This window comes from Acuticoccus sediminis (genome assembly GCF_003258595.1).
GTDB lineage: Bacteria > Pseudomonadota > Alphaproteobacteria > Rhizobiales > Amorphaceae > Acuticoccus > Acuticoccus sediminis.
The window spans coordinates 211,431-227,182 of the sequence record NZ_QHHQ01000003.1 but is presented as its reverse complement, the minus strand read 5'-3'; the positions used below and the strand labels follow the sequence as shown (position 1 = coordinate 227,182).

Genomic DNA, 15,752 nt, shown 5'->3' with positions numbered 1-15,752 from the left:
GCGCGCCGCGATCCGCCTCCGCGAGGCGCGGACTACTGCGCGGGCTGGACCGGCGGGGTCGTCTCGGCCGGCGCCTCGATCGTGCCCGTCGACGGCACGGCGCCCTGAAGGTCGCGGTCGTCCTCGCTGAAGACGTAGAAATAGCCCCCGATCGCGATCAGCGCGGCGATCGTCGCGCTGACGATCAGCACCACGAAGGTGCGCATCCCGCGCTCGCCCTGACGCACGTCCTGCGTGTTGCGATATTCCACCATGTCTTGTCCTTCCTCGTTACGGCTGACGGTCCGGATGGACGGACGGACGGACGGCATCCCGTTGGGAATAAGGTCCGCTCAACCGACAACGAGCGAGGCTGCCGTGTCGCTTCAGTGCGGATTGTCGCACCGCGGGCCGGGACAGAATGTTGCGCCGGTGACGAAGCATCTTTGCACCCCATCCCGCCCCTCGCCGAATATGTGACCGCAGAGTCACGGCCCGGTTGCAAATAGGGAAGCGGCGAGGAAACAAACCCTTATGCCGCTTCCTAATTCCGGGAATCGCGTTCAGATATCCGTGCTGCTTAGCGGAGGGGTGTAGAGTGCGCGCTTTCATAAGTGCGGTCATGGCATTGGTCGCGGTTCCTGCCACAGCCTTGGTCTCGGGCCCGTCGATGGCGGCCGACCCGTTGCCCGAGTCGGTGCCGGTTCCCGAATCGGTCAGCTACCGCGACATCGTCATCGATATCGGCGCGGGCGTCGGCTACGAGCCGGTCTTCCCCTCGTCCAAGCGCTACGGCCCGACCGGGTGGCCGCTGATCGCGCTGCAGTACCTGCGACTGCCCGTGTTCGGCGAGGTCGTCACCGAGGACAAGAAAGCCGTGTCGTTCGCGGTCTTCCCCTCGTTCAACTTCGTCGGCGAGCGCAAGAGCTCCGACGCGCACTACCTCGACGGGATCGACGATACCGACCTGTCCTTCGAATTCGGTGGCGGCGCCTCGTTCCGCTACGGCTTCCTGCGCGCCTTCGCTGACGTGCGCTACGGCATCACGGGCCACAACGGCTTCGTCGGCGAGGCGGGCATCGACGTGCTGATGAACCCGATCGACCGCCTGACGCTCGCGGTCGGCCCGCGCATCTCGGCCGCCGACGCGCAGTACATGGACTACTACTTCTCCGTCCCGAACTCCGCCGAGGAGCTCGAGCCCTACAACGCGAGCGGCGGCTTCAAGGACGTCAGCCTCGCGGCCACCGCCACGTACGAGCTGACCGAGAAGTGGCGCCTGCATGGCCGGGTGAAATACACCCACTTCATCGGCGACGCGCTCGACAGCCCGATCGTCGAGGCCGGTAACGACCAGGAAATCAGCGTCGGCATCGGCCTGACCTACCGCTTCAGCCTCGACCTCGGGTACTGACCGGCGCGGACATCGTCCCGCACGAAAAAAAAGCCGTGGACAGCTCCACGGCCTTTTTCATTTTAGCCTGCGGGTGACGCCGGCCGGGTCAGACCGTCGGCACCGTGGCCGTCCCGGCCTTCTCCGCGGCCACCTGTCGAATCGCCGAGGCGAGGACGTCGGCCGGCTGCGCGCCCGACACCGCATACTTGTTCTCGAGGATGAAGCAGGGCACGCCCTGCACTCCGATCGCCTGCGCGTGGACGATCTCCGCCTCCGTCTCGGCGAGGTCCGCGTCGGTCGCGAGCAGGCGCCCGACCATCGACGAGTCGAGCCCGGCGTCCGCCGCCGCCGTGACCAGGACCGCCGGGTCGGCTAGGTTGGCGCCTTCGATGAAGTAGAGGTTGAAGAGGCGCTCCACCAGCGCGTCCTGCTTGCCCTCGATCCCCGCCCAGCGGATCAGCCGGTGCGCGTTGAGGGTATTGGGCGAGCGGGTGATCTTCTCGAATGCGAAGGGGATGTCCTCCTCCTCGCCGGCGGCCCGGACCCGCGCGTAGATCTCGTCCGCCCGCTCCGGCCCGCCGAACTTCTCGGTCAGGTACTGCTGACGGTCCTTGCCCTCGGAGGGCAGGGTCGGATCGAGCTGGTATGGACGCCAGACGACGCGCACGGTGACGTCGTCGAGCGATTCGAGCGCCTTCTCCAGGCGCCGTTTGCCGATGAAGCACCAGGGACACATGACGTCGGAGACGACGTCGATATGGATCGGCTCGATGGCGCTGGTATCGAGTTTCGTCATGGCTTGACCCACCAGGTTTCGAGTTCGACGCCGTAGAGGCTCTGCACCTCCGGGTGCGCGATGCGGGTGGTATAAGCCACCCACTGCGCAGGCGTATGGTACAGAGGTATGACATATAGGCCCGACAGCAACACGCGGTCGAGCGCACGGACCGCATCGACGAAGTCCTCGGTCGACCGCGCCGCCAGCAGCGCGTCGATCATCGCGTCCGCCGCGGGCGACCGGGTGCCGGCGAAATTGAACGATCCCTCGAGGTCCGCCGACTTCTGCGACCAGCGATTGATCTGCTCGTTTCCGGGTGACAGGGACGCCGGCCAGTAGAAGCGGATCATGTCGAAATCGAACGCCAGCAGGCGGGCGTTGTACTGGGAGGAATCGACGTAGCGGATGCGCGCCTCGATCCCGACCGGACGCAGCAGCCGCTGGTAGGCGAGGGCGAGGCGCTCGTCGTCGCGTGTCGCGACCAGGATCTCGAAGCCGAACGGCTCGCCCTTCTCGTTCACGAGCCGGCCGCCGTCGATCCGCCAGCCCGCCGCCGCGAAGTGCTCAAGCGCCTCGCGGATCGCCGTCCGGTCGCGCCCCGAACCGTCGAGCTTCGGCGGTGTCCATGTCCCGTCCATGATCTCCGGCAGCACGGCGTCCGGGTAGGAGGCGAGGAGCTCGCGCTCGCGCTCGCTCGCCGGATGGCCGGTGGCGGCGAGCTCGGAGGCGGTGAAATAACTGTCCGTCCGGTTGAGCTGGCCGCTGAAGAGGTTGGCGTTGATCCAGGTGAAGTCGAACAGCAGGTTCATCGCCGCGCGGACGTCGACATTGTCGAACGGCGGCCGGCGCGTATTGAAGACGAAGGCGTACATGCCGCGCGGGATGCCGAGCGGGATCGCCTCGCGCACCTCGCGCCCGTCCGCCATCGCCGGGAAGTCGTAGCCCGTCGTCCAGCGGCCCGCGTCGCCCTCGAGGTGGAAGTCGGTGTTGCCGGCCTTGAACGCCTCGAACAGCGACGTCTCGTCCCGGAAGAAGCGGAACACCACCTCCTCGAAATTGTAGCGGCCCTTGTTGAGCGCATGACCGGCGCCCCAGTAGTCGGGATTGCGCACGAAGGTGATGTCGCGGCCGGGGTTCACCGTGCCGAGCGTGTAGGGCCCCGTGCCGATGGGCGGCGACAGGGTGGTCTTGCCGAACGCGTCGACGTCGGTCGCGTGCGCCGGCAGGATCGGCATGAGGCCGATGATGAGCGGCAGCTCGCGGTCGCTGGCGTCGGCGAAACGGAAGGTGACGGTGCGTTCGTCCGGTGTCTCGACGCTCGCCACCTTGCCGTAATACTGGCGCATGTAGGGGCGCCCCTGGCTCTTCAGCAGCTCGTAGGAGAAGACGACGTCCTCGGCCGTCAGGGGGTGGCCGTCGGAGAAGGCCGCGCGCTCGTCGATGGTGAAGGTGACGCTGTCGCGCTCCGGCGGCACCGAGACGTCCGAGGCGAGGAAGCCATAGAGCGAGAAGGGCTCGCTGGCGTTGCGCTCGAGGAGGCTCTCGTAGACGAAGTTGCCGAAGGTCGCGTCGCGCATGCCCGGCGCGTAGGACCCTCGCGGAATGAGGACGTTGAGGTTGTCGAAGGACCCCAGGACCGCGAACGTCACCCGCCCGCCCTTGGGCGCGTCGACGTCGACGTAGGGGAGCGGCTCGCCTCTGGAGAGGACGGGCTCGCCGTGCATGGCGATCCCATAGTCCGCGGCGGCGGGCGTTGCGATCAGTGTTGCGGCAGCGGCCGCGACACTAAGCGCACGCACTATCCGTCGATGCATCGCCAATCCCTTGATCCTTGGAGTGATGCCTGTTTGTGTGGCTGAGCCCTGGTTCAGAAAGACGCAACAAATTTATTGGGCGATTGGCCACACGTTCTAGCCATTTTAATGCTGTCGGTCTAAGCCTTCCCACGAAAGCGCTTTGTGGCCAATGGGCTGTTGAGCCGCGGCCGACCCAAGCTGAGTACGGGGGAAAACTTCATGCGTTTGACAAAATTGGTGGCGGCGCTGGGCCTGTCGCTCGGATTGGCCGTCCCGACGATTCCGGCAAGCGCACAGGATGCTGCCCAGGACGACAACGCCTGGGTCAAGATCTGCAACAGAGATGCCCAGGCCAACAAGGAATTGTGCCTGATCACCCAGGAACTGCGCACCCAGAACGGCCAGTTCCTGGCGTCCGCCGCGATCCGCGAGTTCGAAGGCGAGTCCCGCCGCAGCCTCCTCCTGTCGGTCCCGGTCGGCATGCTGGTCCAGCCGGGCGTGCAGATCCAGATCGACGGTGCGCAGCCCGAGAAGGCACCCTTCCAGATCTGCTTCCCGAACGCCTGCTACGCCGAGCGGACCATCGACGAGGCGTTCATCGGCCGCCTGAAGCGCGGCGGAAAGATGCGCATCAATACGATGAACCGTCAGGGCAAGCAGGTCAGCTTCGACATGACGCTGATCGGCTTCACGTCGGCCTACAACAGCGAAGGCATCGACCCGCAGGCGCTGCAACAGAAGCAGTCGGACCTGCAGACGGCGCTGGAGAAGAAGGCCCAGGAAGCGCGCGACCGTCTGCTGGCAGCGCAGCAGGACGCCGTCGACAAGTCGGAGTAGTCGGCCGAAGGTACCGGCCGGCGCCTCGATCTTCGCCGATCGACGACGCGCTCTTCACCGCCGGCGATCGCAAGCGCGGGCGGGGCCGACTTGGCGGATCGGACGGATGTGGACTATCAGCCACCCGTCGGCATTCGCCCCAGCAATCGGGTCGCGAGGGCGCGGTTGCGTTGAACGAGATGATCGAGGCATGAATCCCAATCGAGAGGGGATCGCTTAATGCGTTTTGCAACACTTGCCGCTTTGTCTGCTCTCGCCGCCGCGGCGCTTCTGCCCGCCAGCGCGGCCATGGCACAATCGGCACCGGCCGCCGAGCCCAACTGGCTCAAGGTCTGCACTCAGGATCCGCGGGTGAAGAAGGACATGTGCCTCGTCACCCAGGAGCTGCGCACCGGCGGTGGCCAGGTGCTCGCCTCGGCCGCGATCCGCGGCTTCAAGGGCGAGCAGCGGCAGAGCATCCTGATCGCCGTGCCGACCGGCATGGTGATCGAGCCGGGCGTGCAGATCCAGGTGGACGGCGGCGACCCGCAGAAGGCCGAGTACCAGGTCTGCCTGCAGACCGCCTGCTGGGCCGAGCGCGCCGTCAACGAGGCCTTCATCTCCGCGATGAAGTCCGGCACCACGATGCGGCTGACCGCCTACAACCGCGAAGGCAAGCAGGTCCCCTTCGATCTGCCTCTGACGGGCTTCACCACCGCCTACGACGGTGAGCCGCTGTCGCCGGACCGCATCGCCGCAATCACGGAGCAGCGTCAGGCCGACCTCGAGAAGAGCCAGGAAGACTTCGCCGCCCGCCTGCGCGAGGCTCAGCGCGAGGCCCTCAACGCCTCCAACAGCAACTGAGGCCACTCCAGGTCACGGCGCCGCCGCCAGCGCCGGCCGTCCTTCGCCCTTCGGGGTGATCCGGCCGGCCCGGCGCGCGAGGCGCCGCGAAGCCGAGGGGCGCCGGGCCGCGTTCGCAGCCAGGCAAACGCCCGCCCCCTCCGATCCGCGCGACCCGCGTCGATGGCCCCGCGTCGATGGCGCCCATGGGGCATTGACGCCGTCGTCGGCCGGGCCGTGCTGCTTGTTGTTGTCGTCTGAAGACCTGGCTGGCACAGTCTCGGCATGCCGCACCTCGGAAAGTCGCTCGTCCGCGAATGGCCCATCGCGCTCATCTGGGTCTCGTTCGCGCTCCTCACCCTGTGGGGCTCCGCGCTGAAGCCCGAGCTCGTCGGCAACGCGGGATCCTTCCTCGTCCTCGCGGTGATCTTCGTCGTGATGCTGGCGGCGGTCTTCACCGTCGTGCATCACGCCGAGTGCCTGGCGGAGATCTTCGGCGAGCCCTTCGGCACCCTCATCCTGACGCTGTCGGTGATCGGCATAGAGGTCGCGCTCATCACCGCGGTCATGCTGACAGGCCCGAACGCACCGACGCTCGCGCGCGACACGATGTTCTCGGTCCTGATGATCGTCCTCAACGGGCTCGTCGGGCTGAGCCTGCTGCTGGGCGGGCTGCGGCACGGGCTGCAGGTCTTCAACCTGTCGGGCGCGAACGCCTACCTGGTGGTGCTGCTGCCGGTCGCGGTGACGAGCCTCATCCTGCCGACGTTCACGACGTCGGCGCCCGGAGGCGGTCTCTCCGGCCTGCAGACTGTCTTCCAGATCGCGATGTCGATCGTCCTCTACGCGATCTTCCTGCTGTTCCAGACGGTGCAGAACCCGAAAGTCTTCCAGCAGCCAGCCGACGGCACGGAGGCCGACCTCTTCGACGACGGCGGGCCGGGGGAGCACGGCCACACGCCCGGCAACGCGATTTTTCACATCTTCGCCCTGCTGCTGACGCTGCTGCCGCTCGTCCTGATGTCGAAGAAGCTGGCGATCTACGTGGACCACGGCATCACGCAGGTCGGCGCACCGGTGGCGATGGGCGGCTTCATCGTCGCCATCATGATCCTGACGCCGGAGGGGCTGGCGGCCCTGTCTGCGGCGCGGCACAACCAGCTTCAGCGGGCGGTCAACATCTGCCTCGGCTCGGCGCTCGCCACGATCGGCCTCACCGTGCCGGCGGTGCTCGCGGCGGCATGGTTCGTGGACCGGCCCATCGAGCTCGGCCTGTCGCCGCCGGGTGTCGTGATCCTGTCGCTGTCGCTAGGCATCTCGATCGCGACATTCGTCGGGTCCCGGACGAACAGCCTTCAGGGCGTCGTCCACCTTGCGGTCTTCCTCGCCTACATCATCCTGATCTTCGACGGCGACTTCTGACACCGGCCCCAAACCGGGCGCTGCAGGCCGGGGAGGGGACGCGCGAGGTCATGCATGGTGCGGGGAGCCGCCGCTGCCAGCGGAGTGACCGACCCGGCCGTCGGGATGGTGCGCATCCCGCCGCGGGGTGGTCATCGGTCCCGATGCGCTCGGGTCGGGCGGTTCGGGTCGAACGCGGACCTGAGCGGGGAGGGCGGCCGATCAGTGGAACTGATCGAGCCTTGCGCAGTAGTTGCCGTCGCGGCGCTCGAACATGTCGCTCACCTGCGGATGGCGGACGGGCTCGCCGGTGTCGTCGGGCAGGAGGTTCTGCTCGGACACGTAGGCGATGTACTCCGTCTCGTCGTTCTCGGCGAAGAGGTGGTAGAATGGCTGGTCGCGACGGGGCCGGATATCCTCCGGGATCGCTTCCCACCACTCCTCGGTATTGGAAAATGTCGGGTCGACGTCGAAGATCACGCCCCGGAACGAGAACACGCGGTGACGGACCACCTGACCCAGCTGAAACTTTGCCGTCCGAACTTTGTTCATTGCCAAGCTCGCATCACAACCATCCTCGGTCCAACTCCGGGCACTACGACCGTCGGCTCAAACGCTGCGCGTCAGCGTCACGCAAGGTCCGCGCGTTAGGTTCACCGAGGGAACCCAGATTTTACGCAGCGGATGCGCCCAAGGTTCCCTCGGAGCACGAGCGGCCGAGCGCGCTCCACTGCCATCGAGAGCAACGCTCATACCAACTGGCCGTGCAAATTGCGCACAGCCATCGGCCAGCCGACGCACGCAGGAGACTACGGGTACCCGCAGGAAATGGGGCGTGCAAGAGCGCGGTGCTCACGATTCGTCACACAACGTTCGTATGCATCCCCAAACGGTTAACTCCTGACGTCGGCTTCCGACAGGGATTTGAGGACCAGCGGGCGCGCCCTGGACTGCGCCCACTTGCGGTGCGTCCACATCCACTGTTCGGGATGGGCACGAATCCAGCGTTCGAACGCATCGTGCATCCGCTGCGTCGCGACCTGGATATCGGCCGCGCGGTCGTCCGTGTGCGGCACGTCGATGACCTCGCAGAAGGTGCGGAACTTCACGCCCCCTTCGCGCAGCACCACGCCGGCCACCAGCGGCCGGCCGGACATGCGCGCCAGCATCGCCGGGAGGGGCGTCGCGAAGGCCGGCTGGCCGAAGAACTGTACCTGAACGCCGCGTTTCTCCCGCAGGTCCGCCACCAGTCCGACGGCCGCGCCCTGCCGCACCAGCCCGATCAGCCGCGTCCCGAGGTCGCCGCCCTTGGCGAAGAGGCCGGCCGGATAGACCGGGCCTCGCAGACGCTGCAGGTACCTCTCGGCGAGGGGGTTGTGCAGCGCCTGGTAGACGCCGGCGAGCTGCTTGCCGCCGCGATGCGCCACGGCGCCCGCCACCTCCCAGTTGCCGTAGTGGGCGGTCGCCACCACGCAGCCGTCCCTGCACAATTCGATCAGGTCGTCGAAGTCGTCCGGGAGGATGATCCGGCGGTCGTCGGCCAGGATCTTGTCTAACTGAAATGCCTCGCCGAACACGCGGCCGAGCTGGCGCCACATGGCCCGGGCGATGCGGTCGCGGTCGGCCTCGCCGAGCTCGGGCATGGCGAGCGCCATGTGCTCCTTGGCGCGGGCGTGCCGGCTGGTGAGCGGCATCACCACCCCCATCACCCGGCCGCCGAACCAGGAGGCGATCTCGACGGGTGTGTATCGCATCACCGCGCCGAGGATGCGCAGCAGGACATACTCCGCCACATGCTGCGGCTTTGCGCGTTGTTTCGCCATCGATCCGGACCTGAACTCGTCCTTTCCGCACGAAAGTGCAGCTCGCCAGTGCACGGACGCCTGACGCTCCTCGTCTCGGCAAGGGCATGCCCGGAGCGGGCGCGATTGTCCACAACCCATCGCACCGCTGTCCCCGCCCGGAACGGCCCAAAAGTCGCACCCGGCCGGCGCTTCGCCCGCCGGGGTCGCCCCCGGCGGCGCCCTTGGGAGGGCGCCAATCCGCTGACGGGGTTCGTTGTATACCGATGATGCGCTAGATGCTGGGTCTGCCCGCCGCCCGCACTCCGGAGTCCTCCTTGAGCGAGGTCCTTTCCCTCACCATCCCGTTCTTCGGCCTGATCCTTCTCGGCTTCGTCGTCGGGCGGATCGCCAGGAAGCCCTCCGGCGGCCTCGTGTGGATGAACATCTTCATCGTCTACGTCGCGCTGCCGGCGCTGTTCTTCCAGTACCTGTCGCGGATGCCGGTCGACGAGCTCGGCGACGTCATCTACGTCATCGCCTGCGCCGGGGCGACGTGGGTGGTGCTGATCATCGGCTTCGCCATCGCGATGATTCGCACCGGCGGGAACCTCGCCTACTCGACGATCCTCGCCCTCATCGGCGGCTACGCCAACAACGGCTACCTGGGGCCGGGCCTCGCGCTGGTGGCGATCGGAACGACGGCGACGGTACCGGTCGCACTCATCTTCTCGTTCGAAAGCACGATGTTCTTCGTGCTGACCCCCGTGATGATGGCGATCGCCGGCTCCTCCGAGGGCACGTTCGTCCAGCAGGTGCTGCGGATCCTGCACCGCGTCTTCACCCACCCGTTCATCCTGGCGGTGATCGCCGGGGTGACGGCGGCGTTCTTCAGGTACCAGCCGCCGGCCAGCATCGACCGGCTGCTCACCATGCTGACCAACGCCGCCGCGCCGTGCGCGCTGTTCGCCATGGGCGTCACGGTGGCGCTTCAGCCGATGCCGTCCAGCCGCTCGGTGCAGGACATCTCGCTCTTCATCATCATCAAGCTCGTCCTGCACCCGCTCGCCGCGTACGTGGTGCTGTCGGCGATGGCAGCGCCGCCGCTGTGGCTGATGAGCGGGGTGCTGCTCGCCGCGCTGCCGACGGCGACGAACGTCTTCATCCTCGCCACGCAGTACGGGGTCGGGCGGGAGGAGGCGTCGAACGCCATCCTCGTCGGCACCACCCTCGCGGCGTTCTCCGTCACGGGTGTCCTCTACGTGATCCGCTCGGGGCTCCTCTGAGGCGGCGGCGTCAGGCGCCGAGGCCGAATCGCATCATCGCGCGGCGCAGCGGCGGGATGCCCCGCGCCGCCGACAGCGCCACCGCCCGGGCCGTGCTCGGCACGAACGCCCCGGTCAGGAGCGAACGGTTGAGCACGTCGACGCTCGCGGTCCGCAGGCTCACATCGGTGCGGCGGCGGATGTGGTAGCGCTCCGGAATCCCCGCGAGGTCGCGGTCGGGCCGGGCGTGGCGCAGCAGCGTCTGCAGGGTGGCGATGTCGCGGAAGCCGAGGTTCAGCCCCTGCGCGCCGATGGGCGGGAATCGGTGCCCCGCCTCGCTGACCAGCACCACGCGGCCCGCCCCCATGCGGGGCGCGACATGCCCCGCCATGGGGATGACGCCGCGGGGTCCGTCGATCGCCATGTGGCCGAGGAAGGCATGGCAGCGCTTCTCGATCTCGCGGGCGAGGGGGCCGGGGTCCATGGCCGCCCAGCGCTCCGCCTCCTCCGGCCGCGCGACCCAGACGAGCGACGAGCGCTCCCCCTTGAGCGGCACCAGCGTGAAGGGTCCCGCCGGGGTGTGGAACTCGACCGACACGCCGCCGTGCGGACGCTCGTGGCTCAGCGTGGTCACGAAGGCGCTCTGCCGGTAGGCCCACCGGCGCACCGACAGTCCGGCCGCCTCCCGCACGAACGATTCGGCCCCGTCGGCCGCGACCACCAGGCCCGCCTCGACGGTGTGGGCGCCCGCGGTGATCGTCACGACCGGGCCGTCCGTGCCGGCGATGTGGTCGGCCAGCGCATCGACCCGCGGCACGCCGAGCGCTGCGAGCCGCGCCGAGAGGGCGGCGTTCAGGGCGTCGTTGGTGATGTTGTAGCCGAACGGGTGCGGGCCGATCTCCTGCGCGTCGAACGCCACCTCGGGCGCGCGGGGGAGGTGACCGGTCTGGTCGATGATGCGAATCGTGTGGAGCGGCGCCGCGTCCTCGACGAGATCGGACCAGACCCCATGTTCCTCCAGAAGCTCGATCGACGGCATGAACAGGGCCGACGTGCGCGGGTCGCGGCCCCGGTCGGGCGCGACGAGCGCGACCTTAAATCCTGCATCCGCCACGACGATCGCCGCGAGCGCCCCCGCGGGGCCGCCGCCCACGACCGCGACGTCGACGGTCAGGCTCGCGTTGGAGAGGGGAGCGGGCGTGGCGCTGTCCATGGTTTGACGTCCTTGATTGGCGGCAATCGTGTATCTAACGTTCCCGCCAGAACTTCGGAGAGGAAAGATGACGCACGCCATCGTGTTGGATGAACCCGGCGACCCCGACGTTCTCCAATGGCGACCGATCGACGACCCGGTGGCCGGGGAGGGCGAACTCGTTGTGCGTCACACCGCCATCGGCCTCAACTTCATCGACACCTACTTTCGCACCGGCCTCTACAAGTCGCCCACGGGCTACCCGCTGATCGTCGGCAGCGAAGCTGCAGGCGTTGTGGAGGAGGTCGGCCCCGGCGTCGAGGGATTTTCGGTCGGTGACCGCATCGCCTACGGTTTCGCCCTCGGCTCCTACACCGAGCGGCGCAGCCTCGCCGCCTCGGCGGCGCTGAAGATCCCGGACGGGGTCGACGACAGGACCGCGGCGGCGATGATGCTGAAGGGCATGACCGCCCGCTATCTCCTGTGCGAGACCCACAAGGTGACGCCGGAGACGACGCTGCTCTTCCACGCCGCCGCCGGCGGCGTCGGGTCGATCGCGGGGCAGTGGGCGAAAGCCATCGGCGCCACCACCATCGGCACCGTCGGCTCGGCGGAAAAGGCCGAGATCGCCAGGGCGAACGGCTACACCCACGTGATCAACTACAACGAGGAGGACTTCGTCGCCCGCGTGAAGGAGATCACCGGCGGCAAGGGCTGCGACGTGGTCTACGATTCGGTCGGCAAGGACACCTATCCGGGCTCGCTCCAGTGCCTGCGGCCGCTCGGTCTCTACGCGCTGTTCGGCCAGTCGTCGGGCGTCGTGAGGGACTTCAGCCTCGCCGACCTCGCCAAGTACGGCTCGCTGTTCGCCACCCGCCCCGGCCTCGGGACCTACGTGGCGACGCGCGAGCGGCTGGAGGCCAACGCTGCGGACCTCTTCGAGATGGTGCGCTCCGGCAAGGTGAAGATCCCGGTCGAGAGGACGTTCGCCCTCAAGGACGCGGCCGAGGCCCATCGCGCGCTGGAGGGACGTCGCACGACCGGGTCGACCGTCCTCATACCGTGAGTACCATGACCGCCCCCGCGGACGCGATCCAGGCCGCCGTGTCCGACAGCCATGCGGACGCCGTCGACTTCCTGCAGACCCTGGTCCGCATGCCGACGGAAAACCCGCCGGGCGACACCGCGGAGGCGGTGGAGTGGCTGGCGGCCACGCTCGAGACCCGCGGCTGGGAGGTGGAGCGGCACCCCGTGCCGAACCCGTTCGCGCGCAACTACGGCCGCGCGGACATCACCAACCTCGTCGTGCGCCGCGCCTTCGGCGCGGGGCCGACGGTCGCCCTCGCCGCGCCGATCGACACGCTCCCGGTCGGCAACGGCTGGCACCACGAGCCGTTCGGCGCCGAGGTGAAGGACGGCCTTCTGCATGGCCGCGGCGCGCGCGACTCCAAGGCGGACATCGCCGCCTACGTCTTCGCCCTCGCCGCGCTGGAGCGCCTCGACGGCCTGTCGGGGAGCGTCGAGCTCCACATCACCAGCGACGAGGAGACCGGCGGCTTCCTCGGCCCGGCCTTCCTGCTGGGCCAGGACCTCACCAAGCCCGACGCCGTGATCGGCGCGGGCACGGCCTACCAGGTGATCACCGGCCAGGAGGGCGTCCTGCATCTCGAGGTGCTGCTGCGCGGGATCCAGGCCCACGCCTCCCGCCCGCAGGACGGGCGCGACGCGCTGGAGGCCGCCGTCCCCATCCTCGCCCGGCTGATGACCCTGCGCGAGACGCCCGGGCAACCGCTCACGGTGGGCCTCATCGAGGGCGGGCGCGGCATCAACGTCGTGCCGGACCGCGTGCGCTTCACCGTCGACCGACGCATCGCCGCCGGCGAGGACGCCGAGGCGGTCGAGGCCGGCCTGATCGCCGCCATCGAGGAGGCCCACGTGTTCCCGTCGGTGGAGCTCGAGTGCCGCCGCCTGCTTCTCGCCGAGCCCGTCGCCCCGACACCGGAGACCGAGGCGTTCGCCGAGACCGTCGCCCGCCACGCCACGGCGGCGATGGGCCAGCGCGTGCCGATCGTCTCCGCCCCCGTCGTCAGCGGTGCGCGCCACTACGCGCTCGCCGGAATCCCGACCGTGCTCTACGGCGTCGGCCCGCCGATCGTCGGGGAGGGGGTCGATTTTACCGGCGACGAGAGCGTTTCCCTCGACGATCTCGAAAAGGCGACGACAGCAATCGCCCTGACGTTGCAGGACATGCTCACGCGGTGACACCGTAAACACGCGACTTTGACTTAACGTGCTGGCCCAGGAGGCTTCACAAATCCGTCCCGGAATACGAGCATTATGCACGATACTCGCGCCGACGTTGCGCGCATCGTATTTAGGGAAAGGCGGGCCGATGAAAAAAGCCCTTTTGAGCACAGTCGCATTACTGGCCTTGAATGCCTCGGCCCTCGCCGGCGGCAGTCATGCCAACCCGGATTATCCGTCCCCCGCGGCCATGAGCCGGGCGGGGGTCAACGTCAATTTGGGCGGCTTCGGCCGCATCTTTGCCGTGCGCAACCCCGGGGCACCCGACGGCCTCCTGCCGCATCCGAGCCCCCGTTACGACCTCGTGCGCCTCGCGAACCGGATGTTCACCGAGGCCGAAGCCAACGAGGATCCCTCCGACCTTCCGGCCGCCTACGTCTTCCTCGGCCAGTTCGTCGACCACGACATCACGTTCGACACCGTCACCAGCTTCAACGCGCTGGCCCCGGATCGTGACTTCCAGAACGCCCGCACCGCCGACCTCGACCTCGACTGCGTCTATGGCGGCGGACCGGAGCGCACGCCCTTCCTCTACAACGGGCCGTACCTGCGCGTCGGCGCGATCACCGTCTACGGCGACGACGCCCGCCGCCGTCACGACCTCCTGCGCGCGCCCCGCCCCGGCAACCCGGTCGCGGTGATCGGCGATCCGCGCAACGACGAGAACTTCGTCATCTCCAACGTGCAGCAGGCCTTCATCGCCTTCCACAACAGGATGGTGGACCGCATCCTCGAGGAGCGGGCCGAGGAGGCGCGCCAGCTCGTCGCGCGCGCCGGCGGCAACGGCGGCGGCGAGTCCGCCTACGAGTCGACCGGCCGCCCTGTCGGACAATACGGCACCGCCCCCGGCGGCAGCCTCGCCCAGCTCGTCGCGTCCTCGATCAACGAGTCCGGGCCGCGGCGCGAATCGACCGGAACGCAGGTCGACCGCCAGCTCGTCCTCGAGATCGCCGAGGAGAACGGCCTTGTCTCCGAAATCCTCGACGAGGCGCGCGAGGCGACGATCCACCACTATCACCGCATGCTCGCGGAGGACTTCATCCCGCGCCTCATCGGCATCCGCCGCACCCAGGACATCCTGGAGAACGGGCGGGACTTCTACTTCCCCAACGGCTTCCGCAACCTCGACGGGACGACCGTCGAGCCGTTCATCCCGCTGGAGTTCGCGGCGGCGGGCTACCGCTTCATGCACTCCATGGTGCCGGGTCGCCTGACGATCCGCGCCGGCAACAACGGCGAGGTCATCGCCGACATCTTCGGCGGCGGGCAGTCCGACCCGAACGTCCTGACCCCGCGCGGCTTCACCCCGACGCGGACCGACCAGGGCTCGCTCGCGATCGACTGGAACCGTCTCGCGCCGATCCACGGCTCGCCCTCGATCGTGACCCGCGCCCGGCGCATCGACCCGCTCCTCGCCAACCCGCTGTCGCAGCTCGTGGCGGCCGGGATCGTCGGCGCGGGCGGGCAGGGCAACCTCGCCGCCCGCAACCTCAGCCGCGGCCGCACCTACCTGCTGCCCGCCGGCCAGACGCTCGCCCAGGTCATCCTGGCGAAGCTGGAGGAGCGCGGCGTCCTCGGCACGATCTACCCCGGCGGACGCAGCGCTGCGGACTACATCCTCCCCGCCGACGACGTGACCAAAGAGTCGCTGGCGATCAACGTCACCCCGCTCTGGTACTACGTGCTGCAGGAGGCGTCCGAGTACGGCGCGTCGTTCGACAGCAACGTGCGCCGCGAATCGGCTGGCGGCGCCACGGCGAGCGCCGCGGACATCGGCATGATGGGCCTTCCCGACACGGTCGCCCTCACCGCCGGCGCGCAGCGCGAGTCGGCCCGCGGCGGAGGCGGGGCGAGGATGGGTGGCGCGACGCTCGGCCCGGTCGGCGCCACCATCGTCGGCGAGGTGCTCCTCGGCCTGATCGACTACCACCGCGAGACGACCGGCCTCGGCATCGACCTCAACACGACGTTCGACTACCAGGACCTCGGCTACAATTCGCCGCCGATCGCGGAGGGCGACCTGCCGGCGATGACCGAGACGGTCGTCTCCGCCGGCGGCCAGAGCTTCGGTCGCCGCTATCTGCTGCGCAACTTCCTGCACGACGCGGGGGTCTCGACCCCGGTCGACGAGGCGGACGTCTGCCCGGGCGTCGCCACCCGTCAGGAGGACGGCTGCTGACGCGGCGTTAACGAACCCACCC

The 15,752-nt window shown here is 68.5% G+C and carries 14 protein-coding genes; 8 read left to right on the top strand and 6 right to left on the bottom strand.

What is annotated here, in order from left to right; genetic code table 11:
- Positions 1–32: 32 nt before the first annotated feature.
- Complete coding sequence (locus DLJ53_RS15275) at positions 33–254, bottom strand: hypothetical protein (RefSeq protein ID WP_111346712.1); 222 nt, start codon at positions 252–254, stop codon at positions 33–35.
- A gap of 347 nt (positions 255–601) precedes the next feature.
- On the opposite strand from DLJ53_RS15275, the gene DLJ53_RS15270 reads away from it, so the two are divergent.
- Complete coding sequence (locus DLJ53_RS15270; RefSeq protein ID WP_111346710.1) at positions 602–1,393, top strand: MipA/OmpV family protein; 792 nt, start codon at positions 602–604, stop codon at positions 1,391–1,393.
- Positions 1,394–1,481: 88 nt separating this feature from the next.
- Here DLJ53_RS15270 and DLJ53_RS15265 read toward each other — a convergent pair whose 3' ends face one another.
- The gene (locus DLJ53_RS15265) at positions 1,482–2,171 is read right to left on the bottom strand and encodes a DsbA family oxidoreductase (protein ID WP_111346709.1); all 690 of its coding nucleotides are present in this window, start codon (positions 2,169–2,171) and stop codon (positions 1,482–1,484) included.
- Positions 2,168–3,952, bottom strand: coding sequence for an extracellular solute-binding protein (locus DLJ53_RS15260; protein ID WP_244935082.1), 1,785 nt, complete (start codon positions 3,950–3,952; stop codon positions 2,168–2,170). Before DLJ53_RS15260 ends, DLJ53_RS15265 begins: the two co-directional genes overlap by 4 nt.
- 159 nt (positions 3,953–4,111) lie before the next feature.
- Between DLJ53_RS15260 and DLJ53_RS15255 the strand changes: the two genes are divergently transcribed.
- The 3 genes from DLJ53_RS15255 (at position 4,112) to DLJ53_RS15245 (ending at position 7,030) form a co-directional block, all read left to right on the top strand.
- The gene (locus DLJ53_RS15255) at positions 4,112–4,786 is read left to right on the top strand and encodes an invasion associated locus B family protein (protein WP_226581829.1); all 675 of its coding nucleotides are present in this window, start codon (positions 4,112–4,114) and stop codon (positions 4,784–4,786) included.
- Between the two features lie 288 nt (positions 4,787–5,074).
- Entirely contained in the window at positions 5,075–5,629 is a 555-nt protein-coding gene (locus tag DLJ53_RS15250) for an invasion associated locus B family protein (protein WP_162409247.1), read from the top strand.
- A gap of 264 nt (positions 5,630–5,893) precedes the next feature.
- Entirely contained in the window at positions 5,894–7,030 is a 1,137-nt protein-coding gene (locus DLJ53_RS15245; protein WP_111346704.1) for a calcium:cation antiporter, read from the top strand.
- 201 nt (positions 7,031–7,231) lie between these two features.
- Here DLJ53_RS15245 and hspQ read toward each other — a convergent pair whose 3' ends face one another.
- Together hspQ and DLJ53_RS15235 are read right to left on the bottom strand one after the other, a co-directional pair.
- Positions 7,232–7,561 (bottom strand): heat shock protein HspQ, encoded by a 330-nt coding sequence (gene hspQ / locus DLJ53_RS15240; RefSeq protein WP_111346703.1) that lies wholly within the window; start codon positions 7,559–7,561, stop codon positions 7,232–7,234.
- Positions 7,562–7,902: 341 nt separating this feature from the next.
- Positions 7,903–8,832, bottom strand: coding sequence for a lysophospholipid acyltransferase family protein (locus tag DLJ53_RS15235; protein WP_162409245.1), 930 nt, complete (start codon positions 8,830–8,832; stop codon positions 7,903–7,905).
- Positions 8,833–9,128: 296 nt separating this feature from the next.
- On the opposite strand from DLJ53_RS15235, the gene DLJ53_RS15230 reads away from it, so the two are divergent.
- A complete protein-coding gene (locus tag DLJ53_RS15230) occupies positions 9,129–10,076 on the top strand; it encodes an AEC family transporter (RefSeq protein WP_111347799.1) in 948 nt (315 codons plus the stop codon).
- Between the two features lie 10 nt (positions 10,077–10,086).
- On the opposite strand, the gene DLJ53_RS15225 is transcribed toward DLJ53_RS15230, so the two are convergent.
- On the bottom strand, positions 10,087–11,268 hold the full coding sequence (locus DLJ53_RS15225; RefSeq protein ID WP_111346699.1) for an FAD-dependent monooxygenase: 1,182 nt from the start codon (positions 11,266–11,268) through the stop codon (positions 10,087–10,089).
- 67 nt (positions 11,269–11,335) lie between these two features.
- On the opposite strand from DLJ53_RS15225, the gene DLJ53_RS15220 reads away from it, so the two are divergent.
- From DLJ53_RS15220 to DLJ53_RS15210, 3 genes are all read left to right on the top strand, one after another.
- Positions 11,336–12,313, top strand: a complete 978-nt coding sequence (locus DLJ53_RS15220; protein ID WP_111346697.1) for a quinone oxidoreductase family protein — start codon at positions 11,336–11,338, stop codon at positions 12,311–12,313.
- Between the two features lie 5 nt (positions 12,314–12,318).
- Positions 12,319–13,509 (top strand): M20/M25/M40 family metallo-hydrolase, encoded by a 1,191-nt coding sequence (locus DLJ53_RS15215; protein ID WP_111346695.1) that lies wholly within the window; start codon positions 12,319–12,321, stop codon positions 13,507–13,509.
- Between the two features lie 169 nt (positions 13,510–13,678).
- Positions 13,679–15,730 carry a peroxidase family protein gene (locus DLJ53_RS15210; protein ID WP_162409243.1) on the top strand — a complete coding sequence of 684 codons (2,052 nt, stop codon included), beginning with the start codon at positions 13,679–13,681 and terminating at the stop codon, positions 15,728–15,730.
- Positions 15,731–15,752: the final 22 nt, after the last annotated feature.

Bases quoted from the DNA above. Each gene is read 5' to 3' on its own strand.
- DLJ53_RS15275 (WP_111346712.1), bottom strand. From the start codon at position 254: ATGGTGGAATATCGCAACACGCAGGACGTGCGTCAGGGCGAGCGCGGG.
- DLJ53_RS15270 (WP_111346710.1), top strand. From the start codon at position 602: ATGGCATTGGTCGCGGTTCCTGCCACAGCCTTGGTCTCGGGCCCGTCG.
- DLJ53_RS15265 (WP_111346709.1), bottom strand. From the start codon at position 2,171: ATGACGAAACTCGATACCAGCGCCATCGAGCCGATCCATATCGACGTC.
- DLJ53_RS15250 (WP_162409247.1), top strand. From the start codon at position 5,075: ATGGCACAATCGGCACCGGCCGCCGAGCCCAACTGGCTCAAGGTCTGC.
- DLJ53_RS15245 (WP_111346704.1), top strand. From the start codon at position 5,894: ATGCCGCACCTCGGAAAGTCGCTCGTCCGCGAATGGCCCATCGCGCTC.
- hspQ (WP_111346703.1), bottom strand. From the start codon at position 7,561: ATGAACAAAGTTCGGACGGCAAAGTTTCAGCTGGGTCAGGTGGTCCGT.
- DLJ53_RS15235 (WP_162409245.1), bottom strand. From the start codon at position 8,832: ATGGCGAAACAACGCGCAAAGCCGCAGCATGTGGCGGAGTATGTCCTG.
- DLJ53_RS15225 (WP_111346699.1), bottom strand. From the start codon at position 11,268: ATGGACAGCGCCACGCCCGCTCCCCTCTCCAACGCGAGCCTGACCGTC.
- DLJ53_RS15220 (WP_111346697.1), top strand. From the start codon at position 11,336: ATGACGCACGCCATCGTGTTGGATGAACCCGGCGACCCCGACGTTCTC.
- DLJ53_RS15215 (WP_111346695.1), top strand. From the start codon at position 12,319: ATGACCGCCCCCGCGGACGCGATCCAGGCCGCCGTGTCCGACAGCCAT.